The 24,075-nt window shown below is 54.4% G+C and carries 19 protein-coding genes; 10 read left to right on the top strand and 9 right to left on the bottom strand.

Annotated elements, in window-relative coordinates:
* The first annotated feature begins 53 nt into the window (after positions 1-53).
* Complete coding sequence (fadR, locus tag F3J30_RS03040; protein ID WP_014070632.1) at positions 54-773, top strand: fatty acid metabolism transcriptional regulator FadR; 720 nt, start codon at positions 54-56, stop codon at positions 771-773.
* Positions 774-862: 89 nt separating this feature from the next.
* On the opposite strand, the gene F3J30_RS03035 is transcribed toward fadR, so the two are convergent.
* Positions 863-2,395 carry a SpoVR family protein gene (locus tag F3J30_RS03035; RefSeq protein WP_166715777.1) on the bottom strand — a complete coding sequence of 511 codons (1,533 nt, stop codon included), beginning with the start codon at positions 2,393-2,395 and terminating at the stop codon, positions 863-865.
* A gap of 322 nt (positions 2,396-2,717) precedes the next feature.
* Here F3J30_RS03035 and F3J30_RS03030 point away from each other — a divergent pair, with 322 nt between their 5' ends.
* On the top strand, positions 2,718-4,016 hold the full coding sequence (locus F3J30_RS03030; RefSeq protein ID WP_014070630.1) for a D-amino acid dehydrogenase: 1,299 nt from the start codon (positions 2,718-2,720) through the stop codon (positions 4,014-4,016).
* Positions 4,017-4,028: 12 nt separating this feature from the next.
* Positions 4,029-5,099: a catabolic alanine racemase DadX gene (gene dadX / locus F3J30_RS03025; protein WP_166715775.1), complete on the top strand. Its 1,071-nt coding sequence runs from the start codon at positions 4,029-4,031 to the stop codon at positions 5,097-5,099.
* Between the two features lie 47 nt (positions 5,100-5,146).
* On the opposite strand, the gene F3J30_RS03020 is transcribed toward dadX, so the two are convergent.
* Together F3J30_RS03020 and ldcA are read right to left on the bottom strand one after the other, a co-directional pair.
* Positions 5,147-6,880 (bottom strand): potassium/proton antiporter, encoded by a 1,734-nt coding sequence (locus F3J30_RS03020; protein WP_014070628.1) that lies wholly within the window; start codon positions 6,878-6,880, stop codon positions 5,147-5,149.
* Positions 6,881-6,977: 97 nt separating this feature from the next.
* Positions 6,978-7,892: a muramoyltetrapeptide carboxypeptidase gene (ldcA, locus tag F3J30_RS03015; protein WP_166715773.1), complete on the bottom strand. Its 915-nt coding sequence runs from the start codon at positions 7,890-7,892 to the stop codon at positions 6,978-6,980.
* Positions 7,893-8,000: 108 nt separating this feature from the next.
* On the opposite strand from ldcA, the gene emtA reads away from it, so the two are divergent.
* Entirely contained in the window at positions 8,001-8,612 is a 612-nt protein-coding gene (gene emtA / locus F3J30_RS03010) for a membrane-bound lytic murein transglycosylase EmtA (protein ID WP_166715770.1), read from the top strand.
* Positions 8,613-8,649: 37 nt separating this feature from the next.
* Here the strand turns inward: emtA and F3J30_RS03005 are convergent, their stop codons facing one another.
* On the bottom strand, positions 8,650-9,381 hold the full coding sequence (locus F3J30_RS03005) for a flagellar brake protein (RefSeq protein ID WP_014070625.1): 732 nt from the start codon (positions 9,379-9,381) through the stop codon (positions 8,650-8,652).
* Positions 9,382-9,588: 207 nt separating this feature from the next.
* Here F3J30_RS03005 and F3J30_RS03000 point away from each other — a divergent pair, with 207 nt between their 5' ends.
* Both F3J30_RS03000 and F3J30_RS02995 read left to right on the top strand, forming a co-directional pair.
* Positions 9,589-9,843 (top strand): GlsB/YeaQ/YmgE family stress response membrane protein, encoded by a 255-nt coding sequence (locus F3J30_RS03000; RefSeq protein ID WP_014070624.1) that lies wholly within the window; start codon positions 9,589-9,591, stop codon positions 9,841-9,843.
* 113 nt (positions 9,844-9,956) lie between these two features.
* Positions 9,957-12,059, top strand: coding sequence for a TonB-dependent siderophore receptor (locus F3J30_RS02995; RefSeq protein ID WP_166715768.1), 2,103 nt, complete (start codon positions 9,957-9,959; stop codon positions 12,057-12,059).
* Between the two features lie 413 nt (positions 12,060-12,472).
* Here F3J30_RS02995 and F3J30_RS02990 read toward each other — a convergent pair whose 3' ends face one another.
* Positions 12,473-14,158: an alpha,alpha-trehalase gene (locus F3J30_RS02990; protein ID WP_166715766.1), complete on the bottom strand. Its 1,686-nt coding sequence runs from the start codon at positions 14,156-14,158 to the stop codon at positions 12,473-12,475.
* 355 nt (positions 14,159-14,513) lie between these two features.
* Between F3J30_RS02990 and F3J30_RS02985 the strand changes: the two genes are divergently transcribed.
* Together F3J30_RS02985 and F3J30_RS02980 are read left to right on the top strand one after the other, a co-directional pair.
* Positions 14,514-15,872 carry a glycoside-pentoside-hexuronide (GPH):cation symporter gene (locus F3J30_RS02985; protein WP_166715764.1) on the top strand — a complete coding sequence of 453 codons (1,359 nt, stop codon included), beginning with the start codon at positions 14,514-14,516 and terminating at the stop codon, positions 15,870-15,872.
* A 97-nt stretch (positions 15,873-15,969) separates the two neighbouring features.
* Positions 15,970-17,352 (top strand): carbohydrate porin, encoded by a 1,383-nt coding sequence (locus tag F3J30_RS02980; RefSeq protein ID WP_166715761.1) that lies wholly within the window; start codon positions 15,970-15,972, stop codon positions 17,350-17,352.
* 13 nt (positions 17,353-17,365) lie between these two features.
* Here F3J30_RS02980 and F3J30_RS02975 read toward each other — a convergent pair whose 3' ends face one another.
* On the bottom strand, positions 17,366-18,322 hold the full coding sequence (locus F3J30_RS02975) for an AraC family transcriptional regulator (protein WP_166715759.1): 957 nt from the start codon (positions 18,320-18,322) through the stop codon (positions 17,366-17,368).
* Between the two features lie 116 nt (positions 18,323-18,438).
* Here F3J30_RS02975 and F3J30_RS02970 point away from each other — a divergent pair, with 116 nt between their 5' ends.
* Positions 18,439-19,626, top strand: coding sequence for an MFS transporter (locus F3J30_RS02970; RefSeq protein ID WP_166715757.1), 1,188 nt, complete (start codon positions 18,439-18,441; stop codon positions 19,624-19,626).
* Positions 19,627-19,736: 110 nt separating this feature from the next.
* Here the strand turns inward: F3J30_RS02970 and gap are convergent, their stop codons facing one another.
* The 3 genes from gap to hpaX all read right to left on the bottom strand — a co-directional run bounded on the left by gap (position 19,737) and on the right by hpaX (position 23,243).
* The gene (gap, locus tag F3J30_RS02965) at positions 19,737-20,747 is read right to left on the bottom strand and encodes a type I glyceraldehyde-3-phosphate dehydrogenase (protein ID WP_014070617.1); all 1,011 of its coding nucleotides are present in this window, start codon (positions 20,745-20,747) and stop codon (positions 19,737-19,739) included.
* A gap of 78 nt (positions 20,748-20,825) precedes the next feature.
* Entirely contained in the window at positions 20,826-21,806 is a 981-nt protein-coding gene (locus tag F3J30_RS02960; RefSeq protein WP_014070616.1) for a helix-turn-helix domain-containing protein, read from the bottom strand.
* Positions 21,807-21,854: 48 nt separating this feature from the next.
* On the bottom strand, positions 21,855-23,243 hold the full coding sequence (gene hpaX, locus F3J30_RS02955; protein WP_166715755.1) for a 4-hydroxyphenylacetate permease: 1,389 nt from the start codon (positions 23,241-23,243) through the stop codon (positions 21,855-21,857).
* Positions 23,244-23,508: 265 nt separating this feature from the next.
* On the opposite strand from hpaX, the gene F3J30_RS02950 reads away from it, so the two are divergent.
* Positions 23,509-23,982, top strand: coding sequence for a MarR family winged helix-turn-helix transcriptional regulator (locus F3J30_RS02950; protein ID WP_014070613.1), 474 nt, complete (start codon positions 23,509-23,511; stop codon positions 23,980-23,982).
* The last annotated feature ends 93 nt before the right edge of the window (positions 23,983-24,075 follow it).

Below are 24,075 nucleotides of genomic sequence, written 5' to 3'. Positions count from 1 at the left end.
GCCTCTGGTATGATGAGTCCAATTTGCTAAAGCTGTGTAATGGAAATCTCACTATGGTCATTAAGGCGCAGAGCCCGGCGGGTTTCGCGGAAGAGTACATCATTGAAAGCATCTGGAATAATCGTTTCCCTGCGGGGTCAATTCTTCCTGCTGAACGCGAACTCTCTGAACTGATTGGCGTCACCCGTACCACGTTGCGTGAAGTTCTTCAGCGACTGGCGCGTGATGGCTGGTTGACGATTCAGCACGGCAAGCCAACAAAAGTAAACAACTTCTGGGAAACGTCCGGGCTGAATATTCTTGAAACGCTCGCGCGTCTTGATCACGAAAGCGTGCCGCAGCTGATTGATAACCTGCTGTCCGTTCGTACCAACATTGCCACCATCTTTATCCGTACGGCGTTCCGCCAGCATCCGGACAACGCGCTGGAAGTGCTGGAAAGCGCAAAAGCGGTTGAAGATCATGCCGATGCCTTTGCCACCCTCGATTACAACGTATTCCGTGGGCTGGCGTTCGCATCAGGTAACCCGATTTACGGTTTGATCCTCAATGGCATGAAAGGGTTGTACACCCGTATCGGTCGTCACTATTTTGCTAACCCGGAAGCCCGTAGCCTGGCGCTGGGCTTCTATCACAAGCTGAGCGAGCTGTGCTCATCGGGTATGCACGATCAGGTTTATGAAACCGTGCGTCGCTACGGACGCGACTCCGGCGAGATCTGGCACCGGATGCAGAAAACGCTGCCTGGCGACCTGGTTATCCAGGGCCGCTAAAATAAAAAACCTCTCAGTTGAGAGGTTTTTTTTCGCCCGGTGGCGCTTCGCTTACCGGGCCTACAAAACCCGTAGCCGCCACCCGGCAACTACAGCGTATTTAACCGGGCCGGGCAGCGTTCCAGCAGCTCCACGCTACCGTCTTCGTTCTGCTGCTCCAGCAACACGTCAAACCCCCACAGGCGGTGCACATGTTTCAGCACCTCTTTGCGGCCTTTATCCAGCGGCGCGCGGTTATGCGGAATGTAGCGCAACGTCAGCGAGCGGTCGCCGCGTAAATCCACATTCCACACCTGTATGTTTGGTTCGAGGTTGCTCAGGTTGTACTGGGAAGAGAGGCGGGAGCGGATCTCGCGGTATCCCTCTTCGTTATGGATAGCGGAAATTTCCAGATAATTATTCCTGTCATCATCCAGTACGGTAAAGAAGCGGAAGTCACGCATGATCTTCGGCGACATAAACTGGCTGATAAAACTCTCGTCCTTAAAGTCACGCATCGCAAAATGCAGCGTTTGCAGCCAGTCAGAGCCGGCGATATCCGGGAACCAGTATTTGTCTTCTTCCGTTGGTGACTGGCAAATACGTTTAATGTCCTGGAACATCGCAAAGCCGAGCGCATATGGGTTAATACCGCTGTACCACGGGCTGTTGTACGGCGGCTGGAACACCACATTGGTGTGGCTGTGCAGGAATTCCATCATAAACCGCTCGGTGACTTTCCCTTCATCGTACAGATGGTTAAGGATGGTGTAGTGCCAGAAGGTGGCCCAGCCTTCGTTCATTACCTGGGTCTGTTTTTGCGGATAGAAATACTGGCTCACCTTGCGCACAATGCGCAGGATCTCACGCTGCCACGGTTCCAGCAGCGGCGCGTTTTTCTCCATAAAGTAGAGCAGGTTCTCCTGCGGCTCAGATGGATAACGGCGCGCCTCCGTCACCGTTTTCTCTTCTTCACGTTTCGGCAGGGTACGCCACAGCATATTCACCTGGCTTTGCAGATACTCTTCACGGCTTTTCTGCCGGGCTTTTTCCTCCTGCAAAGAGATCTTCTGCGGACGTTTGTAACGATCCACCCCGTAGTTCATCAGCGCGTGGCAGGAGTCGAGCAATTTCTCAACTTCATCTACCCCATAGCGTTCTTCGCATTCTGTGATGTATTTACGGGCGAAAATCAAATAATCGACTATCGAGCTGGCATCCGTCCAGCTGCGGAAAAGATAGTTATTCTTGAAAAACGAGTTATGCCCGTAGCAGGCATGGGCCATAACCAGCGCCTGCATGGTAATGGTGTTCTCTTCCATCAGATAAGCGATACACGGATTGGAGTTAATGACGATTTCATACGCCAGCCCTTGCTGTCCGTGTTTGTACAACCGCTCGGTTTCAATGAATTTTTTACCAAACGACCAGTGCGGATAGTTGATAGGCATCCCAACGCTTGAGTAGGCATCCATCATTTGTTCGGAGGTAATCACTTCAATTTGATGGGGGTAGGTATCCAGGCGATACAGTTTTGCCACCCGGTCGATCTCGGCCAGGTAGACATCCAGCAACTCAAAGGTCCAGTCGGGTCCATCGCTCAGACGTGTGCTGTCCTTGGATATGGAATCAATAGTAGCCATTAGCGCGCCCTCGTTGTTGGTGCTCTCTCTGTCTGGAGAGCCTCTTTTCAAGCATAGAACAACGCATTCAAAAGCGTGCTGGCGCAGAAATTTTTTCTTTGCGATTTCCCGTTTTTGAAACGGGTGAAAAGCTTCCGTCCACAATATTTTATGCTGGTTAAAAATAACGCGCAGCAGGAGATCCCAAATAAGCCCTGTCCCCGTATACAGGGGAAGATGTGAGATAAGTCACCATAAAAAAGTCGTATGTTGAATAATATTTTCAACTAGGTTATCAATCTGTAATTAGAAGATTGTTCTTTTGCACATAATGGAGTTGGCTATGCGTGTTGTCATACTGGGAAGTGGTGTCGTTGGGGTAACCAGCGCCTGGTATTTAAGTCAGGCGGGACATGACGTTACCGTTATCGACAGGGAACCCGGCCCGGCACTGGAAACCAGTGCGGCGAACGCCGGACAGATCTCACCGGGCTATGCAGCACCGTGGGCCGCTCCGGGTGTGCCGCTGAAGGCGATCAAATGGATGTTCCAGCGCCATGCGCCGCTGGCGATTAGCCTTGATGGCTCGCAATTCCAGCTCAAGTGGATGTGGCAGATGCTGCGCAACTGCGACACCCGCCATTACATGGAAAACAAAGGCCGTATGGTTCGCCTGGCGGAATACAGCCGTGACTGCCTGAAAGCGCTGCGTGCCTCTACCGGTATTGAGTACGAAGGCCGTCAGGGCGGCACATTGCAGCTGTTCCGTACCGCGCAGCAGTACGAAAACGCCACGCGGGATATCGCCGTGCTAGAAGACGCCGGCGTGCCGTATCAACTGCTGGAAGCCAGCCAGCTGGCGCAGGTTGAACCGGCGCTGGCGGAAGTCGCACACAAGCTGACCGGCGGGTTGCGTTTGCCGAATGACGAAACCGGCGACTGTCAGCTGTTTACTCAGCGTCTGGCCGCGATGTGCGAACAGGCAGGCGTGAAATTCCGCTTTAACACCTCCGTCGATAAGCTGCTGTCAGAAGGTGAAAATATCTACGGCGTGAAGTGCGGTGACGAAGTGATTAAAGCTGATGCTTACGTCATGGCGTTTGGCTCGTACTCCACCGCGATGCTGAAAGGCATTCTTGATATTCCGGTCTATCCGCTGAAAGGCTACTCGTTGACCATTCCTGTCAAAGAGGAAAGCGGCGCGCCGGTATCAACTATTCTTGATGAAACCTACAAGATTGCGATCACCCGTTTTGACAACCGTATTCGCGTGGGCGGTATGGCCGAAATCGTGGGCTTTAACACCGAGTTGCTACAGCCGCGCCGTGAAACGCTGGAGATGGTGGTGGGCGATCTGTTCCCACGCGGCGGTTTTGTTGAACAGGCGACATTCTGGACCGGACTGCGCCCTATGACGCCAGACGGCACGCCGATCGTTGGGCGTACACCGTTTAAAAATCTGTGGACCAACACAGGCCACGGTACGCTGGGCTGGACGATGGCCTGCGGTTCAGGCCAGCTGTTGAGCGACCTGATTTCCGGGCGTACACCGGCGATTCCATTTGACGATTTAAGTGCCGCGCGTTATCAATCGGGGTTTACCCCATCGCGCCCACAGCACCTGCACGGCGCGCATAATTAACAAGGAGTTGTCATGTCCCGTCCTATTCTGGCTCAGCTGGATCTGAAGGCGCTGAAGGATAACCTCCAGATTGTTCGTCGTGCAGCGCCAGGCTCGCGTGTATGGTCGGTTGTCAAAGCTAACGCCTACGGCCACGGTATTGATCGCATCTGGAGCGCGCTCAGCAGCACTGACGGCTTTGCCTTACTGAATCTGGAAGAAGCCATTTTACTGCGCGAGCGCGGCTGGAAAGGGCCGATACTGCTGCTGGAAGGGTTCTTCCACGCCGACGATCTGCCGTTACTGGATAAGTACCGCCTGACCACCAGCGTACACAGTAACTGGCAAATCAAAGCGCTGCAAAATGCGAAATTACATGCCCCGCTGGATATCTACGTCAAAATGAACAGCGGCATGAACCGCCTCGGCTTCCAGCCTGAGCGGGTGCATACGGTCTGGCAGCAACTCCGCGCCCTGCAAAATGTGGGTGAAATGACGTTAATGGCGCATTTCGCCGATGCAGAAAAACCGGATGGAATTGCCGACGCCATGACGCGTATCGGGCAGGCCGCCGAAGGGCTGGATTGCCCGCGTTCGCTTTCCAATTCAGCGGCCACGCTCTGGCACCCTGAAGCACACTATAACTGGGTGCGTCCGGGGATTATTCTGTACGGCGCTTCTCCGTCGGGCCAGTGGCAGGATATTGCCAACAGCGGCCTGAAACCGGTGATGACCCTGCGCAGTGAAATTATTGGCGTGCAGACGCTGAAAGCGGGGGATACCGTCGGTTACGGCAGCCGTTACCGTGCGACAGGCGAGCAGCGTATCGGGATTGTGGCAGGCGGTTATGCTGACGGCTATCCGCGCATCGCACCATCGGGCACGCCGGTTTGGGTTGATGGCGTTCGCACCGGCACGGTGGGAACCGTTTCGATGGACATGCTGGCGGTTGATTTAACGCCGTGCCCTCAGGCGGGTATTGGTTCGCCGGTTGAGCTGTGGGGGAACGAGATTAAAATCGATGATGTGGCCGCTGCGGCGGGGACTATCGGGTATGAACTGATGTGCGCGCTGGCACCGAGAGTACCCGTTGCGACAGTGTAACCATGTTTTTGTGCCGGGTGGCGTTGGCGCCACCCGGCACAAACCCACTACTCTGCGTCTTCTTCCATCGGCCTTACGCCGACCTTACGTACCGAATTATCTTCTTTCTCGGCAACCGTCCAGATCATCCCGGCAAACTCCACCTGGTCACCGACAACCGGTGCCGCGCCCAACAACTGCTGGATAATCTCACCCAGGGTTTGTTGCTTGTCGCGGTACTCCAGACCTTCATCCAGGCCGTAAATCAGGGCGACATCGGCAAATTTGGCGTTGGCTTCCAGAATAAAATCACCGAAGAAGCGCTGATCCAGCGCCACCGGAGGTGACTGGCTGAACAGCTTCCCTAATGCCGGAAGGTCGCGCTCGCGGCCAATAACGCAGAGAATATCGCCTTCGCGCAGGCGCGTGCTGCCGGTCGGGTGCAGCAGAATATTATCGCGGAACAGGGCTGCAATTCGCGTTTCGGCAGGCATGTGCAAATCGCGCAGCGAAGCGCCCACGCACCACTTGTCAGCACTTAGCTGATAGACGAACTGTTCCCACGGATTTTCCGGGTGAATATCCAGCCCCACGCGGGAGACCGGCCATCCGACGGGCGGAACCACCACTTTGGCTTTTTTGGCCGCCCATCCCAGCGATGTGCCCTGGAACAGCAGCGACACAAGCACCACGAAGAAGGCCACGTTAAAGAACAACCGCGAGTTATCCAGGCCCGCCATCATCGGGAACACGGCAAGGATAATCGGCACTGCGCCACGCAGCCCCACCCAACTGATAAAAATACGCTCGCGCAGGTTGAACCCGCGAAACGGCAGCAGCCCGGCAAAGACCGACAGCGGGCGGGCAAAGAAAATCATCCAGGCAGAAAGGATCAACGCCGGAACGGCAATCGGCAGCAGGTCGGATGGCGTAACCAGCAATCCCAGCACCAGGAACATGCCGATTTGTGCAAGCCAGGCCAGCCCGTCAAAGTTCTGCAAAATGGCGTGGCGGTTACGAATAGGGCGGTTGCCCAGCAGGAACCCGCACAGATAGACCGCCAGAATACCGCTGCCGTCCATCGCCGTGGTGAGGCCGAAAATAAGGATCCCGCCACTCAGGGCCAGCAACGGATAGAGCCCCGCAGGCAGTGAGATGCGGTTGATCATCTGCTGTAGCAAATAGCCGCCAGAAAGGCCGATGACAATCCCCAGACCAAACTGCTGCAAAATATGCCAGGCAAACATCCAGCTTAAACCGGTTTCGTGCTGCTGGATCATCTCAATCAGGGTAATGGTGAGGAACACCGCCATCGGATCGTTACTACCGGATTCAATTTCTAGCGTTGAGCCAACACGCTCGTTCAGCCCTTTACCGCCCAGCAGGGAAAAGACCGCTGCCGCATCGGTCGAGCCGACAATCGCGCCAATCAGCAGGCCTTCCATGATGTTGAGGTGAAACAGCCACGCCGCCATCATCCCGGTCAGGCCTGAGGTGATAAGCACTCCGACAGTCGCAAGCGAAAGCGCCGGGCCTAAGGCGACCCGAAACGAACTGGCCTGAGTACGCATCCCGCCGTCCAGCAAAATGACCGCCAGGGCGAGGTTACTGATCATATAAGCGAAGGGATAGTTATCGAAAGGAATACCGCCGATACCATCTATACCGGCCAACATCCCGATAGCGAGGAAAATAACAAGAATAGGGATGCCGAGGCGCGAAGAAAATGAACTTAATAAAATACTACAGGTTACAAGGACAGAACCCAGAATGAATAGGCTGATTATCGCTGCGGCATCCAATGTTGTCGTACTCCCACCTTAATGCTGTATCTGTTATTAAAACCCTATCATATTAACGGCAGATACAGCGTTTTATTGCGGTGGTTTAACGGCTTTTTTATGCCTTTATGACCGGATGGCCGCTTATTGTTAACCGACTGCCTGAATTATCGTGCTTCAGGAAAGCCTGCGCGCCAAGCGGAAGGGTCACCGTTTGTTGTTCATGACCAAACGCCAGCCCGGTTATCACCGGAATATCCAGCCTGGAGCGGATAAAATCAACCATCGTTTCAAGAGAATAGCCCGCGTCGTACTCATTCGGCGCGGAGCCGCTAAAACTGCCGAGCACGATAGCCGACTGACGCGCAAGAATACCGGCATGATAAAGCTGAAGCAGCATTCGCTCGACCCGGAACGGGTGCTCATTGATATCTTCAAGCACCAGAATGCCGTCATCAATATCCGGCAGCCACGGTGTGCCAATCAGCGACACCAGCATCGCCAGATTTCCACCCCACAGTTTTCCTTCACACTCCCAGTCTGGCCCGTTACCTTGCCACTCGATGCTGAAGGTCGGGTTGCGCAGGGCGCGCCAGAAATGCTCCTGGGTAAAGGCATCAAGCTCTGGTGCGCCAAAATTCCCGGCCAGCATTGGGCCGCTGAAAGTAATGACATTATTCAGTGCCAGCAGGCCAAGCTGGATAACCGTGAAGTCACTGTGGCCGCAAATCAGCAGGGGATCCTGCTGCTGGCGTTTGGCCAACCCCGCCCAGTCGATGCTTTCCAGCAACCGGCTGGCGCCGTATCCGCCTCGCACTGCCAGAACGATGTTATTCTCACCCTTCAGGTTCACCAGGCCGTTGATATCATCCAGTCTCTGCGCTTGCGTCCCGGCAAAACGTTGTTGGCGGCGGGGGATAATCGTCTGATTTTCTACCTGATGGCCGGATTCCAGTAAGCGCTGAACGCCCCGCTGTGCCGCCTCCTGGTTAATGCAGTAGCCCGACGGCGCGATGAGATGAAACTGAGACATGGCAATTCCTTGCTGAATGAGAAGCTAATTGTCTATATCATGCCGCTTACACGATGCCGCCTTCAAGAGGCAGCGTGAACGCGATGACCGGATATAAGGATAGATGACGTGAAATTGAGATGGTTTGCTTTTTTGATTGTGTTGCTTGCTGGCTGTAGTACCAAACATGACTACCAAAATCCGCCATGGAATCCGGAAGTGCCTGTTAAACGGGCAATGCAGTGGATGCCAATCAGCGAGCAAGCCGGAAAGGCCTGGGGCGTAAGCCCGCGTCTGGTGACGGCGATCATTGCGGTGGAGTCGGGCGGTAATCCGACCCTGGTCAGTAAATCTAACGCGGTGGGGCTGATGCAGCTGAAGGCGTCGACGGCCGGGAAAGAGGTTTATCGCTATATGGGATGGAGCGGCCAGCCATCGACCAGCGAGCTGAAAAACCCGGAACGTAATATCTCAATGGGGACGGCGTATCTGAGCATTCTGGAACACGGCGTGCTGAAAGGCATTGAAGATCCAGAAGTGATGCAATATGCGCTGGTGGTCTCTTACGTGAACGGCGCGGGCGCGTTGCTCAGGACATTCTCATCTGACCGGAAAGAAGCGATCGACGAAATTAACGGCATGGATAAAGACGAGTTCTTTGAACATGTGGTGAAAAATCATCCGGCACCACAGGCCCCACGTTATATCTGGAAAGTTCAGAAAGCGATGGATGCCATGTAATGCCGTCGTCGGGCGGCAGTCTGCTGCCCGACATCTGTCACAGGACTTTGTTTGCTCTTTCCCGCGCTTCGCGTTCCAGCGAGAAAATAATGCGCTGAAGTTCCCGCTCTGCACCTGGTCCGACATTCAGAAAACGGAAGCTCAGACGCGGGGTGGTGATGGTTTCGTTCTTGCTATCAACCACTTTGCGCTCGCTGATGGCAATCAACTGGGCATCAAAATAGAACCGCCCCCAGCCGCCCATATCCAGCTCAATTTGCGAAAAACGCATTCCTTCGACCAGTCCGTCGGGTTTTGGCGTGTCCATTAAAGCGCCCATCCCGCCGAGGGACAGATCAAACAGGCGGAAGCGAAACTCTTTCTTATCCGGCATTCGCGCCTTGCAAAAATACGCCGGATGAAGCGGAGCGCTGATACGAAAATATTCGCGGCGTTGCACAAACCACAGGTTAGTCGGCAGGGGGGTGATAAACGCAGGAAGGCCCTGGAATTCACCCTGTGTCAGTCGTGGCAGCACAAACTCTACTTTTGCACCCTGCGTTTCAGCCATCACCGCGATATTTTCTGCCCGAAGTGCCGCGCGGTTTTCGTACTCCTGGCTACCCAGATCGATGACCAGGCGCTCCGGCGAGGCTTCGAGGATTTTGCTGATAAACTGATTGGTTGCCCAACTGATGCGCAGTGGCACCTCGCCTTTTTGCAGATCGCGTAATACCCCTAATACAGCCAGCGGATTTTGTTTCAGGAACTGCTCACTGTAATTACTCACGCCAGATGGCTCCTCGATGTGTGACAGACTGTCTTTGAGTTATCGGCAGCCTGAAATGAAACTTAATACAAACCGGTGAGTTTTTTTTCATGGCGGCAGCAATTTAAGTCGGTGAGATGAAATCGGTTTTATGGCTTTAGCCTATAATTAGAGTACATGTGCAGAAGGTTTTCTGCGTATGCGTTAAACCTGCAAGAGGGCATCGCTATGGGTATCATCGCCTGGATTATCTTTGGTCTTATTGCCGGCGCTATCGCCAAACTTATCATGCCGGGGCGTGATGGTGGCGGCTTTATTTTGACCTGTGTCCTCGGGGTCGTTGGTGCAGTTGTTGGTGGCTGGCTGGCAACAATGTTTGGCCTCGGAGGCAACGTGAGTGGTTTTAATATGCACAGTTTCCTGGTTGCCGTAGTGGGCGCCATCGTGGTACTGGTCGTGTTCAGGTTACTCAGAAGAGCATAAGAATAGTGAAAAACGGCTCTCTTCGGAGGGCCGTTTTCTTTGGTGGTATTGATTTGTTTATGCAAATGATAATAATTGTCGTTCCTAATATCATTTAATAATTAGACGACAATATGATCACTTCGCGTTTTGCGTTATGTGCGTTGGCAGGAGCCGTGGCGCTGGCATTGCAGGGAGCGGCTTTTGCCGAAGAATCCACAATTGTGGTTACGGGTTCAGCACAGGGCGATGTGCTGCCGGTCTGGACGAACAGTGCCACCAAATCTGCGGTGGCGGAAAGTAAAACCCCGCAAGTCATCAATACCCTCTCCGCACAAGAGATCGAACAACGCCATGCGAACTCGGTGAACGAGATCCTGCGCTATGCCCCGGGCGTGTCGACCGAGGTCCGCGGTAATACGTCGTACATGAGCGAGTATAAAATTCGCGGCTTTACCGTCGATCAGGAGTTCTACAACGGTCTGCAGCTGCCTTACAACGTTACCGGCAACACCAAAGCGCGCATCGATCCTCTGCTGATCGAGAGCGTCGATATTCTGAAGGGGCCATCTTCCGTGTTGTATGGCGGGGGCTCGCCGGGCGGCCTGGTGAATATTCAGGGCAAGATGCCACAAAAAGAGGCGAAAACCGAGCTGGGCTTTACTACCGGTAACCGCAATCTGAAAGAGGGATATCTCGATTCGACCGGGCAAATAGCCGACAGCGACTGGAATTACCGTCTGTTGGGTAAAGCCACCGAAAATGACGACCAGCCGCACACCACGCGCTATGAAAACTATCTGGTGGCGCCGTCCGTTACCTGGCAGCCAGACAGCAACACGCGCCTCACGATTGATGCCCTGGCGCAAAACACCCCGAGTTTGTCGCCGTCTAACCCGTTGCCGTTAGCCTATCTGCGCTCTGAGTATGCCGGACGTCGCGATTATGCCGGGGACGAATGGAGCGGTTTCAAACAGCGGCAGTGGATGCTCGGATACCACTTCGAACATGCGTCTGACAGTGGCTGGGGCTTCAGCCAGAAAGTGCGTTATTTCGATGTAGATACGCATCAGCGCAGCGCCTATTCCACCGGACAGGGAAGTGAAGTGTATGAACTTAACCGCTTCGCCTATACCACGGATGAAGACCTCCAGAGCTTCAACATGGATAACCAGGTCACCAAAACGGTAACCCTCGGTGAGTGGCAACATCATCTGCTGGCAGGGTTCGACTACCAGAAGCTGAATTCCCACTTCCACTATCGCTACGCCTCCGCCACACCAGGCATCGATATGCGCGACCCGGACTATTCACAAATTCATGAAAGCGAGCTGGGTTTATATACTGCGCAGAAAAACCGCCTGAGCTATCAGCAGAACGGTTACTACGTGCAGGATCAGGTGGTCTTTGGCGGGTTTAACCTGCTGGGTAGCCTGCGTTATGACGATTACCGCTCTGTGACCACCAACTATCTGCAAAACGGGGATAAAGCGTGGGTTTCACAGGATCGTGTCACCAAACGTCTGGGCGCGCTGTATGCCTTCGACAATGGCATATCGCCGTTCATCAGTTACTCCGAAGGATTTGCCCCGGTATCGCCGCAAGGCACGCTGACGGCCCGGGATGTGAAGCCAACGACCAGTAAGCAGGTGGAAGGCGGGGTGAAGTATCTCATGGAGGACTTCGCGACCACCTTGACTGCCTCGGTGTTTAACATTCGCCAGAAGAACGTGGTCACAACCGATCCCGGTTTCCTGAACTACCGCCAGACCGGCGAGGTGGAATCTGAGGGTGCGGAGCTTTCGGCAACCAGTCGCCCGACGGACAACCTGACGCTGGTGGCCAACTATGCGTATACCCACGCGATTAATACCGAAGATGATAAGTACAAAGGCAAACGCCCAACCCAGGTGCCGGAGAATGCGTTTAACCTGTGGGGCGATTACACTTTCGACAGCACCCCGCTGAAAGGGGTGAATATTGGTGCCGGTGCCCGCTATACCGGGCCAATGGAAATTTCGCCAGCCAACGATGCGGGCAAACTGGGCGGCACTACGCAGTATGACCTGGCGGCGTCTTATCGTATGGGTGAGTTGCTGCCGTCACTTGCGGGGCTGACGCTGAAGATGAGCGCGCAGAACATCACCAACAAAGAGACGCTAACCTGCTACGACGCCAGCAACTGCTGGATAGGTCGCGACCGCACCTGGCAATTGGGAGCAAGCTACAGTTTCTGATGCCAGGTGGTTTTCTCCCTCTCCCTGTGGGAGAGGGATCCCCAGTTACCCAGCGATGACATTGCACCTTTGAAATAAAAGGCTTATAGCGGCTCCATGGTCCGGCTGAAAATCGCCGAAGCGTTTCCTGTAGGCCGGGGCGAGGCGCAGGGATGCGCCGAGAGGGCGCGACTTGCAAGGACGCTTCATCGCGCCCGACCCGAAAGCCGAAAGGAATAAGCTGAGGGTACCGCGTAGCGGCGATTTTCTTGCCGGGAGCCCGGGTCGCCAGGGTGGTGGCGGCGAGCCACCCTGGCACGTTCACCGGTAATGTGGTGACAGAGTAGCAAGGAACATAAAGTGAACGGAATGACCACTTCAGTCGTATGTACCGCCTCACTCCACACAGCACCCCAATCCCCGACAATCTCAACCTACTGCGCCGTACTTTTCACCGGAGCCGCGACCTCCTCATTTGCCGCAGGCTGATTCTCCGGCACGCTCTCGCACGGCTTCTCTTTCGGACACACCAAATCCAGCATTTTCAGCGTCACGCCGTTGCTCCAGCCGAAACCATCCTGCAACGGATACTCACCGCCGCCGCCACCTGTGCCAGTAGTGGAAACATCATACTTCTCAACCAGTTTCTGCTCGCGATCGTAGGTATGCTGAACATTTTTCAGGAACCGCCAGGTCACATCCATGGCCACCTTGTCTTGCCCGTAATTCTGCAACCCTTCCGTCGCGACCCACTGCAATGGCGCCCAACCGTTTGGTGCATCCCACTGTTGCCCGCTGTTGATCGTGGTCGTCGAAATACCGCCGGGTTTTAACAGTCGCGCAGAGGCCGCGGCCGCCACTTTATCCGCACGATCCTGCGCCGCCGCTTTAACAAATAGCGGGTAGAGGGCGGCAGCGGTCAGCTGATTACGCACCTTTTTGCTTTTCAGATCGTAATCGGCGTACCAGCCCTCTTTTTCATTCCACAGATGTCCCTCAATGGCTTTCTGGCGCGCGGTTGCCAGGGCGTCATATGTCGTCGCACTGGCTGTATCCCCTGCATCCTGGCTGGCTTTGGCCAGCAGTTTTTCCATCTTGTACATCAGCGCATTAAGATCGACCGGCACAATGCTGGTGGTGCGGATCGTGCCAAGCTTTTGCGGATCATCCATCCAGCGGGAGCTGAAATCCCAGCCGGATGCCGCAGCAGAACGCAGATCGCGATAGATCTCCGTTGCCGGGCGGTTAGGGTTGCTTTTGGCGGTGGTGACATCATCAAGCCAGGACTCCGGACGCGGTGTATCACGGTCGTCCCAGTAGCGGTTAAGGATCGCGCCGTCGTCCAGTTTCACCACTCGCTTATTGGCCTGCCCCGGCTGGAGTGCGTCCACGCCGTCCATCCAGTACCGGTACTCTTTTTCCATTTGTGGGCGATATTTTTTCAGCGCGTCGCTGTCATGCGTGGCTAAAAGCTCAACCATCAGAGCGAAAAACGGTGGCTGCGAGCGGCTCAGGTAATAGCTGCGGTTGCCGTTCGGGATATGCCCCCAGGTATCAATTTCATAGGCAAAGTTGTCCACCATATCGCTGATTTTGTCCCAGTGGCCGCTTTCCGCCAGCCCGAGCATGGTGAAATAACTGTCCCAGTAATACACCTCGCGAAAACGCCCGCCGGGCACCACGTAAGGTTTTGGCAGCGGCAGCAAAGAATCCCATTTGCTGGCTTTGTCAGTGGTGCGTGTCAGTACCGGCCACAGCCCGTCGATATGCGCCCGCAAACTCTGTCCTGACGGCGGAACGTACTTTTCGCCTTCCGTCGGCAGGGTAAAGTTCATTTCTACAAAATGTCGCAGGTCGAAGCCGGACTGGGTGTGCTGCATCCGGTAATCCGCCAGGATTGTCAGGGGATCGCTTTTGGGAACGGCATCGGCAAAGGTCTTTTGATCGGGAAAGAGTTTGGCGCTCTGGACATCGTTAAAAAGGGGCCCGAGCAGTATGTCAGGGGGCGTCGACTGGCCGGTAACCTTGTCTTCCGCGTAGCCAGATACGGAAACGCCCAGCAGTGCGCCGCCAAGTGCGAGCGATAAAAGTGTAGGGTGGCGCATATGAGGTTTTATCATCGGTTCTCTCCTGTATTTGCAGAGCAGCGTGACCGCTGTCATCAACCACGTGAAAACCTTAGACGAATATTGAGAGATTCGCGTGTCGAATATCCCATTTTTCACAGACTCAGACAATTTACCGTTGCGTTGAGATGGGTGTGGGAATATTTGAAATATTGACCGGAAGAATAATTACGGCATTATTTAATATGAAATGAAGCACGCTCTTGCGGTCATTTCATTATTTTAATTGTCAGGATCACATAAAATAAAAAACATAATCTTGTAGTGAAAAAACATAATGGATAATCGTGAGCCTCTCAGCGAGATTATCGCCGACAACAACATCGGGTTGGAAAAATGAGAGGTATCTATGGCGGCAACAGAACGAATTCCGGTAAAAGAAAAAATAGGTTATAGCCTGGGGGATGCGGCAAGCCATATTGTATTTGATTCGTCAGTGGCAATCCTTGCCTATTACTACACTGATATATACGGCCTGCCGCCTGCGGTAATGGGAACCATGTTTCTGCTGGTTCGGTTATTAGATGCGATAACCGACCCGATAATGGGGGCTATTGCGGATGCCACGTCAACGCGCTGGGGGCGTTTTCGCCCGTGGCTGTTGGCAATTTGCATTCCCTTTGCGGTAAGTTGCGTACTGGTGTATTCCATTCCTGATTTTACCGAAACCGGGAAAATCTATTATGCCGTTGGGGCGTATATATTTATGACCCTGATGTATACCGCTATTAATATCCCTTACTGTTCGCTCGGCGCGGCGTTAACCTCCGACCCGCGTGAAAACCTCTCGTTGCAGTCCTGGCGCTTTGCCATCACCCCCATCGGTGGCGCACTGGGCACTGCCTGCATTCTGCCGCTGGCGGATTATCTTTTCCCGGGCGATCGCGCCACCGGCATTCAGGTGGCGATGGGCATTTTTGGCGTGATTGGCTGCCTGATGTTTCTGGCCTGTTTTCTCACCACCAGAGAGCGGGTTCAGCCTATCAAAGAAGAGAATCTTAACATCGCCCGCGACGTTAAGATCCTGTTTCGTAACGACCAGTGGCGCATTTTGTCCGTCTATAACTTTATGATGCTGGTCGCAGTGGTGATCCGCGGTGGCGCCGTGGTCTATTTCGTCAACACGGTGCTGAACAAAGGGGCGGACATCATCTCCTTCTTTATGCTGGGTGGAATGCTGGCCTCGATGTTGGGTTCGGTCCTGGCGCAACCCTTCGGGACACGTTTTTGTAAGGTGAAACTGTCGTTCTGGATCAATATTCTCAACGCCGCACTCGGTGTGGTGTGCTTCTGGCTCCCGCTGGAGTTTTGGATAATTCCGTTAATTGCTCATGTTCTGATTCAGATAGTGCAGGGCGGAAATGGGGCATTACAGTGGTCAATGATCACCGATGCAAATAACTATGGCGAATGGAAAACGCAGCGTCGAATAACGGGCATGAATGTCGCTGCCAATATTTTTGTTATTAAATTGGGTGTTGCAGTCGGTGGCGCAATTCTGGGATGGGTACTGGCCTGGTTCAACTATGAATCAAACAGTGAAATACAGTCTGAATCCGCAGTGCAGGGCGTTATTCTGTTATTCACACTTATCCCATCGCTGTTTTATTTGCTCACGGCGTTCTCAATTAAGTTCTATGGTCTGAATGAAAATGTGATGAACGGCGTAGTCCGTGATTTGAATAAAGGTGAATTCGCAAAAGAATAAAATAACGATTGATGTATTAAGCCGGTAATACAGCCGTATTACCGGTATAGGGTAGTACAACTCAGGACGTAATGAATAATTCACGAGGATGGAATCCATGAGAGTTAAGACTATTGCTCTGGTCATTAGTGCTTTTTGTACCACAGGCGCTTTCGCAGCAAAAAATACCCCGACACTTGAAGAAAAACTGGCGAAACTGGAAGCTCGCCTTGAAAGCGCAGAAAACCGTGCGGCGCAGGCAGAAGCGCAAATTCAGGTTCTCCAGCAACAACAGGCGGTCACCGCACAAAAAAACGCTAGCGTGAATGTGGAATCGGCGGAGCCCGTCACCCCATCCGCTGTACCAAAACTGACGTTATCAGGCTATGGCGATATTAAATTCTACGGTGACGTGGAATTTAACATGGATGCGGCCAGCAAAACCGGTAGCCTGACTTCAATGAAAACCTCGGCCAATAAAGACTGGGCGCCTGGCAGCAACGAGCGCTGGGATATCAACGGCCGTCTGCTGCTCGGTTTTGACGGTTATCGCCGTATGGATAACGGCAATTTCGCCGGTTTCTCCGTGCAACCGCTTGCCGATCTGACCGGGAAAATGAACCTTGATGATGCGGTGTTCTTCTTCGGAACTGAAAAAGACTGGCAGGTAAAAGTGGGTCGTTTTGAAGCCTACGACATGTTCCCGCTGAACCAGGATACCTTCGTGGAGTACTCCGGCAATACAGCAAATGACCTTTACAGCGATGGCTACGGCTACATCTACATGATGAAAGAAGGGCGTGGGCGTAGTGACAGCGGCGGTAACTTCCTGCTCAGTAAAACGGTCGATAACTGGTATTTCGAGGTCAACACGCTGCTCGAGAACGGCAGTACGCTGTTCGTCGATAAGCAGTATCACGGCATTGATCTCGATAACGAGAAAAACGTGGCTTATGTGCGTCCGGTTATCTCATGGCAAAACGGGGGCTTCTCGACCGCCATCGCGATGGAGAGCAACCTGGTGAACAACGCCTATGGCTATCGTGATGCATCCGGCAAATGGGTGGATCAGTCCGATCGTACCGGTTACGGCCTGACGATGACCTGGAACGGCCAGAAAGCCGATCCGGAAAATGGCACTGTGATAAACCTGAATACGGCCTACATGGACGCCACGGATGAGAAAGACTTTACGGCGGGCATCAACGGCTTATGGCGCAAGTTCGAGCTGGGGTATATATACGCACATAACGAAATCGACCAATTTAACACCACCAGTTTCAATGCCGATTGCGACAACGACTGCTGGATCACCGATCCGGGTGATTACGATATCCACACCATCCATGCCTCTTATCTCTTCGATAACGTCATGAAGATGAAAAACTTCAATATCTATCTGGGCGCGTATGCGTCCTGGGTTGAAGCACATCCAAACGAAGGGGACGGCAATAACGACTCCCGTTACGGTGGCCGCTTACGCTTTAAATACTACTTCTGATACCGTCTGACAGTCAGACCTCTTCCGGGGTCTGACTGGTTTCCCGCAGTGAACCGGGCGCCTGGCCGACAATGCGCTTGAACGCCCGGCTAAACGCAGCCAGTGACCCATATCCCAGACGCAGCGCGACCGTTTCGAGCGGCTGATGTTCGTGGCGAATATACTGAATGGCCAGCCGCATCCGCAGCTCTGAAAGGTATTTGGCCGGCGTGGTGCCGGTTGCCGACAGAAAACGCTCGGCGAAGACGGAACGCGACGTTCCGGCCTCTTTTGCCAGATCCGCCACGTTCCAGTTTACCCCCGGCTGTTGATGCATGGCATAGATCGCGCGGCTTAAACGCGGGTCGCGCAGCACCTGTACCCATCCGGTTGCTTTTCCGCATCCTGCTTCTACCCAGCCACGCACAATCAGCGCCGCCACTACATCGGCAAGGCGTGCCAGGATGCCAGCAAAACCGACCTGTCGGGTCATGGATTCCCGCTCCATTGCGGCGAGCAGCGGATGGATCTCTGGCCAGGTGGACATCAGGCGGCTCACCATCATCACTTCCGGCATCGCCTTGATCAGGGGCTGCATCCCGCCAAGCTCAAAATCCATGCATCCACTGAATATGACGGTGTTCTCGCTGTCCGGGCAGGGTTCACAGGTGATAGCGCAGACGGAGTTGCAAATCGGCTCACTGGGAAACGCGCTCACCGGCGTGATGTCGGCATGTTCGTCAGAAAGCAGGGCATGAGCGTTGCCGTTTGGTATGAACAGCGCGTCACCGCCACTTAGCGTGAACGTCGTGCCACTCTCCATGCGCAGCAGCGCGGAGCCATGACTCACAAAGTGGAATTGCGCTTTGCCGGGTGCCTGATGGAACGCCACGCCAAAGGGAGAGCTGGCTTCAATACGGCGATATTTCACACCGGAAAGGCGCATTCCACGGAGAAGCTCGCTGATCAAATCGGGTGACTGGTTGCTCATGTCTTCACTTTCGGACGAATTATCAATAATCAGAGATTATATGTCATAGATCGTCCATGGGAAACTCACTATGCTTTTGCGACAGTTGTCACATTTTTCTAACGGGAGAATAACACATGAATTCATGTGTCGCGGCGAGAGAGGCTATAGCACCCGCAAAGCCTGCCTGGCGAGCAGTCTATTCACTGGGGCTGGGGGTCTTTGGCCTGATCACGGCAGAGTTTTTACCTGCCAGTTTACTGACGCCGATGGCGGCCAGTCTTGGTGTCAGCGAGGGAATGGCCGGACAAGCCGTGACCGCAACGGCGCTGGTGGCACTCGTCACCGGGCTGCTGATTACCTCGGCCACCAAAAGTATCGACAGACGCTGGGTATTGATGTTTTTCTCGGTGCTGCAAATCATCTCCAGCCTGCTGGTTGCCTTTGCGCCAACCCTGCACGTGTTGCTGCTGGGGCGTCTGCTTCTGGGAGTTGCCATCGGTGGTTTCTGGGCGATGTCTACCGCCACGGCGATGCGTCTGGTACCTGCCGATAAAGTGCCGAAAGCGCTGGCGGTGATTTTCTCCAGCGTGTCGATCGCCACGGTGGTTGCCGCCCCGCTGGGCAGCTATCTCGGTAGCCTTATTGGCTGGCGTAACGTTTTTATTCTCTGCATTTTGCCAAGTATGCTGGCGCTGCTCTGGCAGCTGTGGGTGCTGCCGTCCATGAAGCCAGAAAGCAGCGGTAGCCTGGGGACGTTGTTCCGCGTGCTGCGCCGTCCTGGCATGATTGGTGGAATGCTGGCGACTATCCTGATTTTCAGCGGTCACTTTGCCTTCTTCACCTATCTGCGTCCGTTCCTTGAAACGGTAGGGCAGGCAAGCGTTGAGAGCATCTCTCTGATCCTGCTGGGCTTTGGCGTGGCGAACTTTATCGGTACGTCAATTGCCGGACATCTGCTGGCGCGAAATCTGCGTCTGACGCTGGCGTTAGTCCCGTTTGCGATGGGGATCCTGGCGCTGATGATGGTCGCCTTCGGGCACCTGGCGATGCTGGATGGTTTACTGGTGGCGCTCTGGGGCTTTGCGTTTGGGCTGGTGCCGGTCGGCTGGTCAACATGGCTTGCCACCACCGTGCCGGATGAAGCAGAAAGTGCAGGGGGGCTGCTGGTGGCGTCTATCCAGCTGGCCATCAGTGCGGGTGCAGCTGGCGGCGGAGCGGTATTTGATCTGAATGGTGCCAGCGGCGTGTTTGCCGGAAGCGGCCTGCTGCTGGTGACGGCAATGGTGATTGTGTTTATGGGTGTGAAGGTGAAGGCAGAATAGCCTTGGTAGGCCCGGTAAGCGGAGCGCCACCGGGCTATTGTAGTGACAGTGAAGCAAGGAACATAAAGCGAAAGGTGGCTCTGTGTTCCTTAACCTCAATCACCCAACACTCACAACCCTTTCTTATCCATCAGCACGGCCAGGTCTACCAGGCGATTCGAGAATCCCCATTCGTTGTCATACCACGCGAGGATCTTGACCATATTACCGCCAATCACCAGCGTAGAAAGACCATCGATAATGGAGGAACGTGGATCACCCTGATAATCGCTTGATACCAGCGGCTCATCGCTATAACCCAGGATCCCTTTCAGCGGCCCGCTGGCGGCGGCTTCCCGGAAGGCGGCGTTAACCTCTTCAGCGGTCACGTTACGACTCAGCGTTACCGTTAAATCCACAATCGACACCACCGGAACCGGTACGCGGAGTGAATACCCCGTCAGCTTACCATCCAGCTCGGGAATGACCTTGCCAAGCGCTTTTGCCGCACCGCTGGAGTAAGGCACAATCGACAGGGCCGCAGCCCGCGCGCCGCGCAGATCTTTTTCCGGCTGGTCGTGCAATGCCTGGCTGTTGGTGTACGCGTGGGTGGTATTCATCAGCCCGTGTTCGATACCAAATGTCTGATGCAGCACCTGCGCCGCCGGTGCCAGCCCGTTGGTGGTGCAACTCCCGTTACTGACGACGAAGTGCTGTGCCGGGTCGTAATTCCCGTGATTAACGCCCATCACCACCGTCAGGTCATCGTTCTTGCCCGGGGCCGAGATAATGACACGTTTCGCGCCGCCGCTGGTGATATGTACCGCCGCTTTTTCGCGCTCGGTGAAAAATCCGGTCGCTTCGATAACCACGTCCACGCCCACATCACGCCAGCGAATGTTTGCCGGATCACGCTCGCTAAACACCCTGATACGCTGGCCATCGACCTGCAATGCGCCGTCTGCCGCTTCAACAGAAACCGGTAGCGTACCGAGTAAGGAATCGTATTTCAGTAAATGGGCGAGGGTTTTGCTGTCCGTCAGATCGTTAATTGCCGCAATCTGAATATCCGGGTTACCCAGCGCAGCGCGTAAGAAATTACGTCCGATCCTGCCGAAGCCATTAATACCGACCTTAACCATGATTAACTCCTTATCTGTGTTGTCTGGAGTCAATGTAGGCTTTAGGTAAAATGGCGTAAATGACAAAAAAGGATCACATTACGCCATCTTACGACAGTGAAAACGCTGGCGGTATTCGCCTGGGGTGAGGTGGAGCTGCTTTTCAAACACCCGGCGCAGATTGATGCTGCTGCCAAAACCACTTTTTTCGGCAATGCGATCCAGGGGCTCTGTCGTTTGTTCCAGTAGCTGTCGTGCCGCCGCCAGGCGTGCCTCGGTGACATACCGCGCAGGGGACGCGCCGGTTTCCCGGGTGAACACACGGGTAAAGTTACGCGGGCTCATGGCGACTTTTTCCGCCAGATTTTCAACGCACAGGTCAGCGGTGAGATGTTGCAGGATCCAGCGTTGCAGTTCATTTATCGGCCCGGAAGCGCCCGGTTGATGCAGGTTATAGCGGCTGAACTGAAGCTGCCCGCCGGGGCGGCGCAGGTACATCACCATGTCCTGCGCAACATCACGCGCAAGGCTAAATCCGTAATCATCTTCAACCAGCGCCAGCGTCAGGTCAAAGCCAGAGCTCACGCCGCCGGATGTCCATATCGGGCCATCCTGAATGTACAGCGGCCCGCCTTCGACGTTAATTTTAGGGTAGGTGGCCTGCATGGTTTCCAGCAGACGCCAGTGGGTCGTTGCCCGTCGTCCATCGAGCAAACCGGTCTGCGCCAGCAGCATCGCACCGCCGCAAATCGACGCCACACGGCGCGCGTGCGGCGCCGCGAGATGCAGCCAGTCGACCACTGCGGTGCTCTCCAGTTCGTTCATCCCGCGTCCGGTAATGATGATGGTGTCGAGCGGCTCGCGGGGGTCAAGCTCCGGCAGGCGGTAGTCCGCCAGCAGGTTTAACCCGGACTGGCCGTGGATCACCTGGTGGGGCTGGGTGGTGGCGATAATAATGCGATAGCAGGGATGTTGCAGGCCTTCCGGGTGCAGCCGGTTGGCCTGCATTAAAATGTCGGCGATACCGGCAGCTTCAAACAACATACCGCCATCCGGGACGATAATCAGGATTTTCTTCATGTCCTGAAAAGTACCTTTATCGCAAAATAAGTCAAGAAGCAGCTGTGCTTAATGCGCGGGTTGTGCCGTGTTTTTTGCCATTGGGATCGCCGCGATAATCACTGCCCCCAGTACCAGGAATCCGGCCACCATAAAGATCCCGGCATTGAAATTCCCCGTGGCGTCTTTCATCAGGCCCATCAGCAGCGGGCCAAGCGCTGCGCCGGTCATCCCGGTGGCGTTGATCACCGCAATGCCCACCGCACGGGCGCGTACGGAGATAAACCTGTCCGGCGTGGTCCAGAAAATCACCATTGCAGCAAAGGCACCGGCAGAGGCCATCACTATCCCGGTGAACTGGAACAGTGGCGTGGTGCTGGTGGCGGTTAACATCCAGCCTGCGGCCGCAAACAGATAGGGGAGCAGGGTGTGAATTTTTCGTTCGTTCAACCTGTCCGAACGCTTACTCCACCAGACCATTGCCACAATGGTACAGACCTGTGGAATGGCGCTCAGAATGCCGATGGTCACGTTGCTGCTGGCTTCGTTAATACTGCGCAAAATCAGCGGCGTCCAGACGCTCAGCGCACTAAGAGTATTGGTCAGGCAGAAGTAAGCCACGGTGTAGAGGATTATGACCGGGGTAAAGAGTTCGCGCGCCAGGCTGCGCTGCGCCACAGGCGCGGTATTTGCCGCAAGCTGTGTCTTCTGCACCGCCACTTTGTCCGCCTCCAGCATCTCGTTCAGGCAGGCTTTTTCATCATCCGTTAACCATTTGGCTTTCGCCGGGCTATCGTCCAGCCAGAACCAGACCACCAGGCCCAGCAGCACGGACGGGAACCCTTCCAGCAGGAACAGCCACTGCCAGCCTTTCAGGTTCAGCAGACCGTCCATATTCAAAATATACCCTGAGGCCAGCGACCCCAGCGCCATGGTCACCGGCATCGCAATCATAAACAGCGCGTTGGCGCGGGCGCGATAGTGCGCCGGGAACCAGTAGGTTAAGTAGAGCAACAAACCGGGCAAGAAACCGGCTTCGGCAATCCCCACCAGCATTCGCAGCACGTAAAGGCTGTTTGGCCCGGTGGCAAACATGGTGGCGGTGGAGGCAATTCCCCAGATAACCATCAGGATGGCAATCCAGCGGCGCGCGCCGACAATACTCAGCATCACATTGCTGGGGATCCCGCAAATCACATACATCACGTAAAACAGGGTGGTGGCCAGGCCAAACATGGTGCTGGTCAGCCCCAGGTCTTTGCCCATCGTTAACCCGGCAAAGCCAATGTTGATGCGGTCGAGGTAGGAAAAGACGAACAGAATAAATAAAAAAACAATTAAACGGCGGAACAGCTTTTTGATGACGGCTTGCTGGCGGGGATCCAGAGTGGTATCTCCCGTGGCTGGCGGGGCCAGCGTTCCGTTCTGGGTCTGTTCTACAGAGGCATTATCGTTCATGAAAGCTCCACATTGCGTTTTTTAGTATGAGTGTGCAGGTCGGCTAACGTATAGAAAATCGCCATATGAAGCGTCAAATTAATGTTCAAAAAATGATACATATTTGTTAATTGCATAGCATTTGTGAATCATAATGAGACAAGGATCGCACCCAAAGCTCCCCGGATCGCCGCCAGGGGTTTTGCAGGCGGCAATGGTGCTATAGCCGTCACAGATTCGCAGGGTATAATCGCGTTATCTGCCGCTTTTTTTGGTAAGGAAACGCATGAGTAATATAAAAAAAACAGCCGAAGAACAGGCCACCGATCCTGCCTTTCATCGTGAAGAATTTCCCTTCTACTGGATTGTTAATGTCTATGCGCGCTATACGCAAATCATGGAAATTACGCTGAAAAAAGCGCAGCTGGATGTCTCTGGCTTCCGGGTGCTGATGGTGACGCACCAGTACGGCAAAGCGAGCATTTCGCAGATTTCCGAATACGCGATGGCAAAAATGCCGACGGTGACCAAAATCGTCGGGCGGCTGCGGGAGGATGGCCTGGTGACCACCGCCAGTAGCGAAAATGATGCCCGGGTAACGGAGGTGATGCTCACCGACGCCGGACGGCAAAAAGTGGAAGAGGCCATGGCCCAGGCAGGCAAAGTGTTCGAAAAAGGCTTCAAAGGAATGACCCGTAATCAGGTCGCTAAAATGAATCTCTCCCTGGCAAAAGTGCTCGATAACCTCAACGAGCTTTAAGCCAAAAAAACCGAATGACAAATTTGTGACCTGCGTAGAAATTCGTTTTAACTCATTGTAAAACATCACCTTTAATTCAACCGCTGTTGCAAG

It is taken from the genome of Enterobacter sp. Tr-810 (genome assembly GCF_011752765.1).
Taxonomy (GTDB): Bacteria; Pseudomonadota; Gammaproteobacteria; order Enterobacterales; family Enterobacteriaceae; genus Enterobacter; species Enterobacter soli.
The sequence above is the reverse complement of the archived record's forward strand: the minus strand, read 5'-3'. Positions and strand labels throughout refer to the sequence as shown.

What these genes read in the sequence shown, in the direction of transcription:
- F3J30_RS02985 (WP_166715764.1), top strand. Translation starts at nt 14,514, where the DNA reads ATGGCGGCAACAGAACGAATTCCGGTAAAAGAAAAAATAGGTTATAGC.
- dadX (WP_166715775.1), top strand. Translation starts at nt 4,029, where the DNA reads ATGTCCCGTCCTATTCTGGCTCAGCTGGATCTGAAGGCGCTGAAGGAT.
- ldcA (WP_166715773.1), bottom strand. Translation starts at nt 7,892, where the DNA reads ATGTCTCAGTTTCATCTCATCGCGCCGTCGGGCTACTGCATTAACCAG.
- F3J30_RS03000 (WP_014070624.1), top strand. Translation starts at nt 9,589, where the DNA reads ATGGGTATCATCGCCTGGATTATCTTTGGTCTTATTGCCGGCGCTATC.
- F3J30_RS02970 (WP_166715757.1), top strand. Translation starts at nt 18,439, where the DNA reads ATGAATTCATGTGTCGCGGCGAGAGAGGCTATAGCACCCGCAAAGCCT.
- F3J30_RS02950 (WP_014070613.1), top strand. Translation starts at nt 23,509, where the DNA reads ATGAGTAATATAAAAAAAACAGCCGAAGAACAGGCCACCGATCCTGCC.
- F3J30_RS03035 (WP_166715777.1), bottom strand. Translation starts at nt 2,395, where the DNA reads ATGGCTACTATTGATTCCATATCCAAGGACAGCACACGTCTGAGCGAT.
- F3J30_RS02990 (WP_166715766.1), bottom strand. Translation starts at nt 14,158, where the DNA reads ATGATAAAACCTCATATGCGCCACCCTACACTTTTATCGCTCGCACTT.
- fadR (WP_014070632.1), top strand. Translation starts at nt 54, where the DNA reads ATGGTCATTAAGGCGCAGAGCCCGGCGGGTTTCGCGGAAGAGTACATC.
- F3J30_RS02995 (WP_166715768.1), top strand. Translation starts at nt 9,957, where the DNA reads ATGATCACTTCGCGTTTTGCGTTATGTGCGTTGGCAGGAGCCGTGGCG.
- gap (WP_014070617.1), bottom strand. Translation starts at nt 20,747, where the DNA reads ATGGTTAAGGTCGGTATTAATGGCTTCGGCAGGATCGGACGTAATTTC.
- F3J30_RS03030 (WP_014070630.1), top strand. Translation starts at nt 2,718, where the DNA reads ATGCGTGTTGTCATACTGGGAAGTGGTGTCGTTGGGGTAACCAGCGCC.
- F3J30_RS02980 (WP_166715761.1), top strand. Translation starts at nt 15,970, where the DNA reads ATGAGAGTTAAGACTATTGCTCTGGTCATTAGTGCTTTTTGTACCACA.
- hpaX (WP_166715755.1), bottom strand. Translation starts at nt 23,243, where the DNA reads ATGAACGATAATGCCTCTGTAGAACAGACCCAGAACGGAACGCTGGCC.
- F3J30_RS02960 (WP_014070616.1), bottom strand. Translation starts at nt 21,806, where the DNA reads ATGAAGAAAATCCTGATTATCGTCCCGGATGGCGGTATGTTGTTTGAA.
- F3J30_RS02975 (WP_166715759.1), bottom strand. Translation starts at nt 18,322, where the DNA reads ATGAGCAACCAGTCACCCGATTTGATCAGCGAGCTTCTCCGTGGAATG.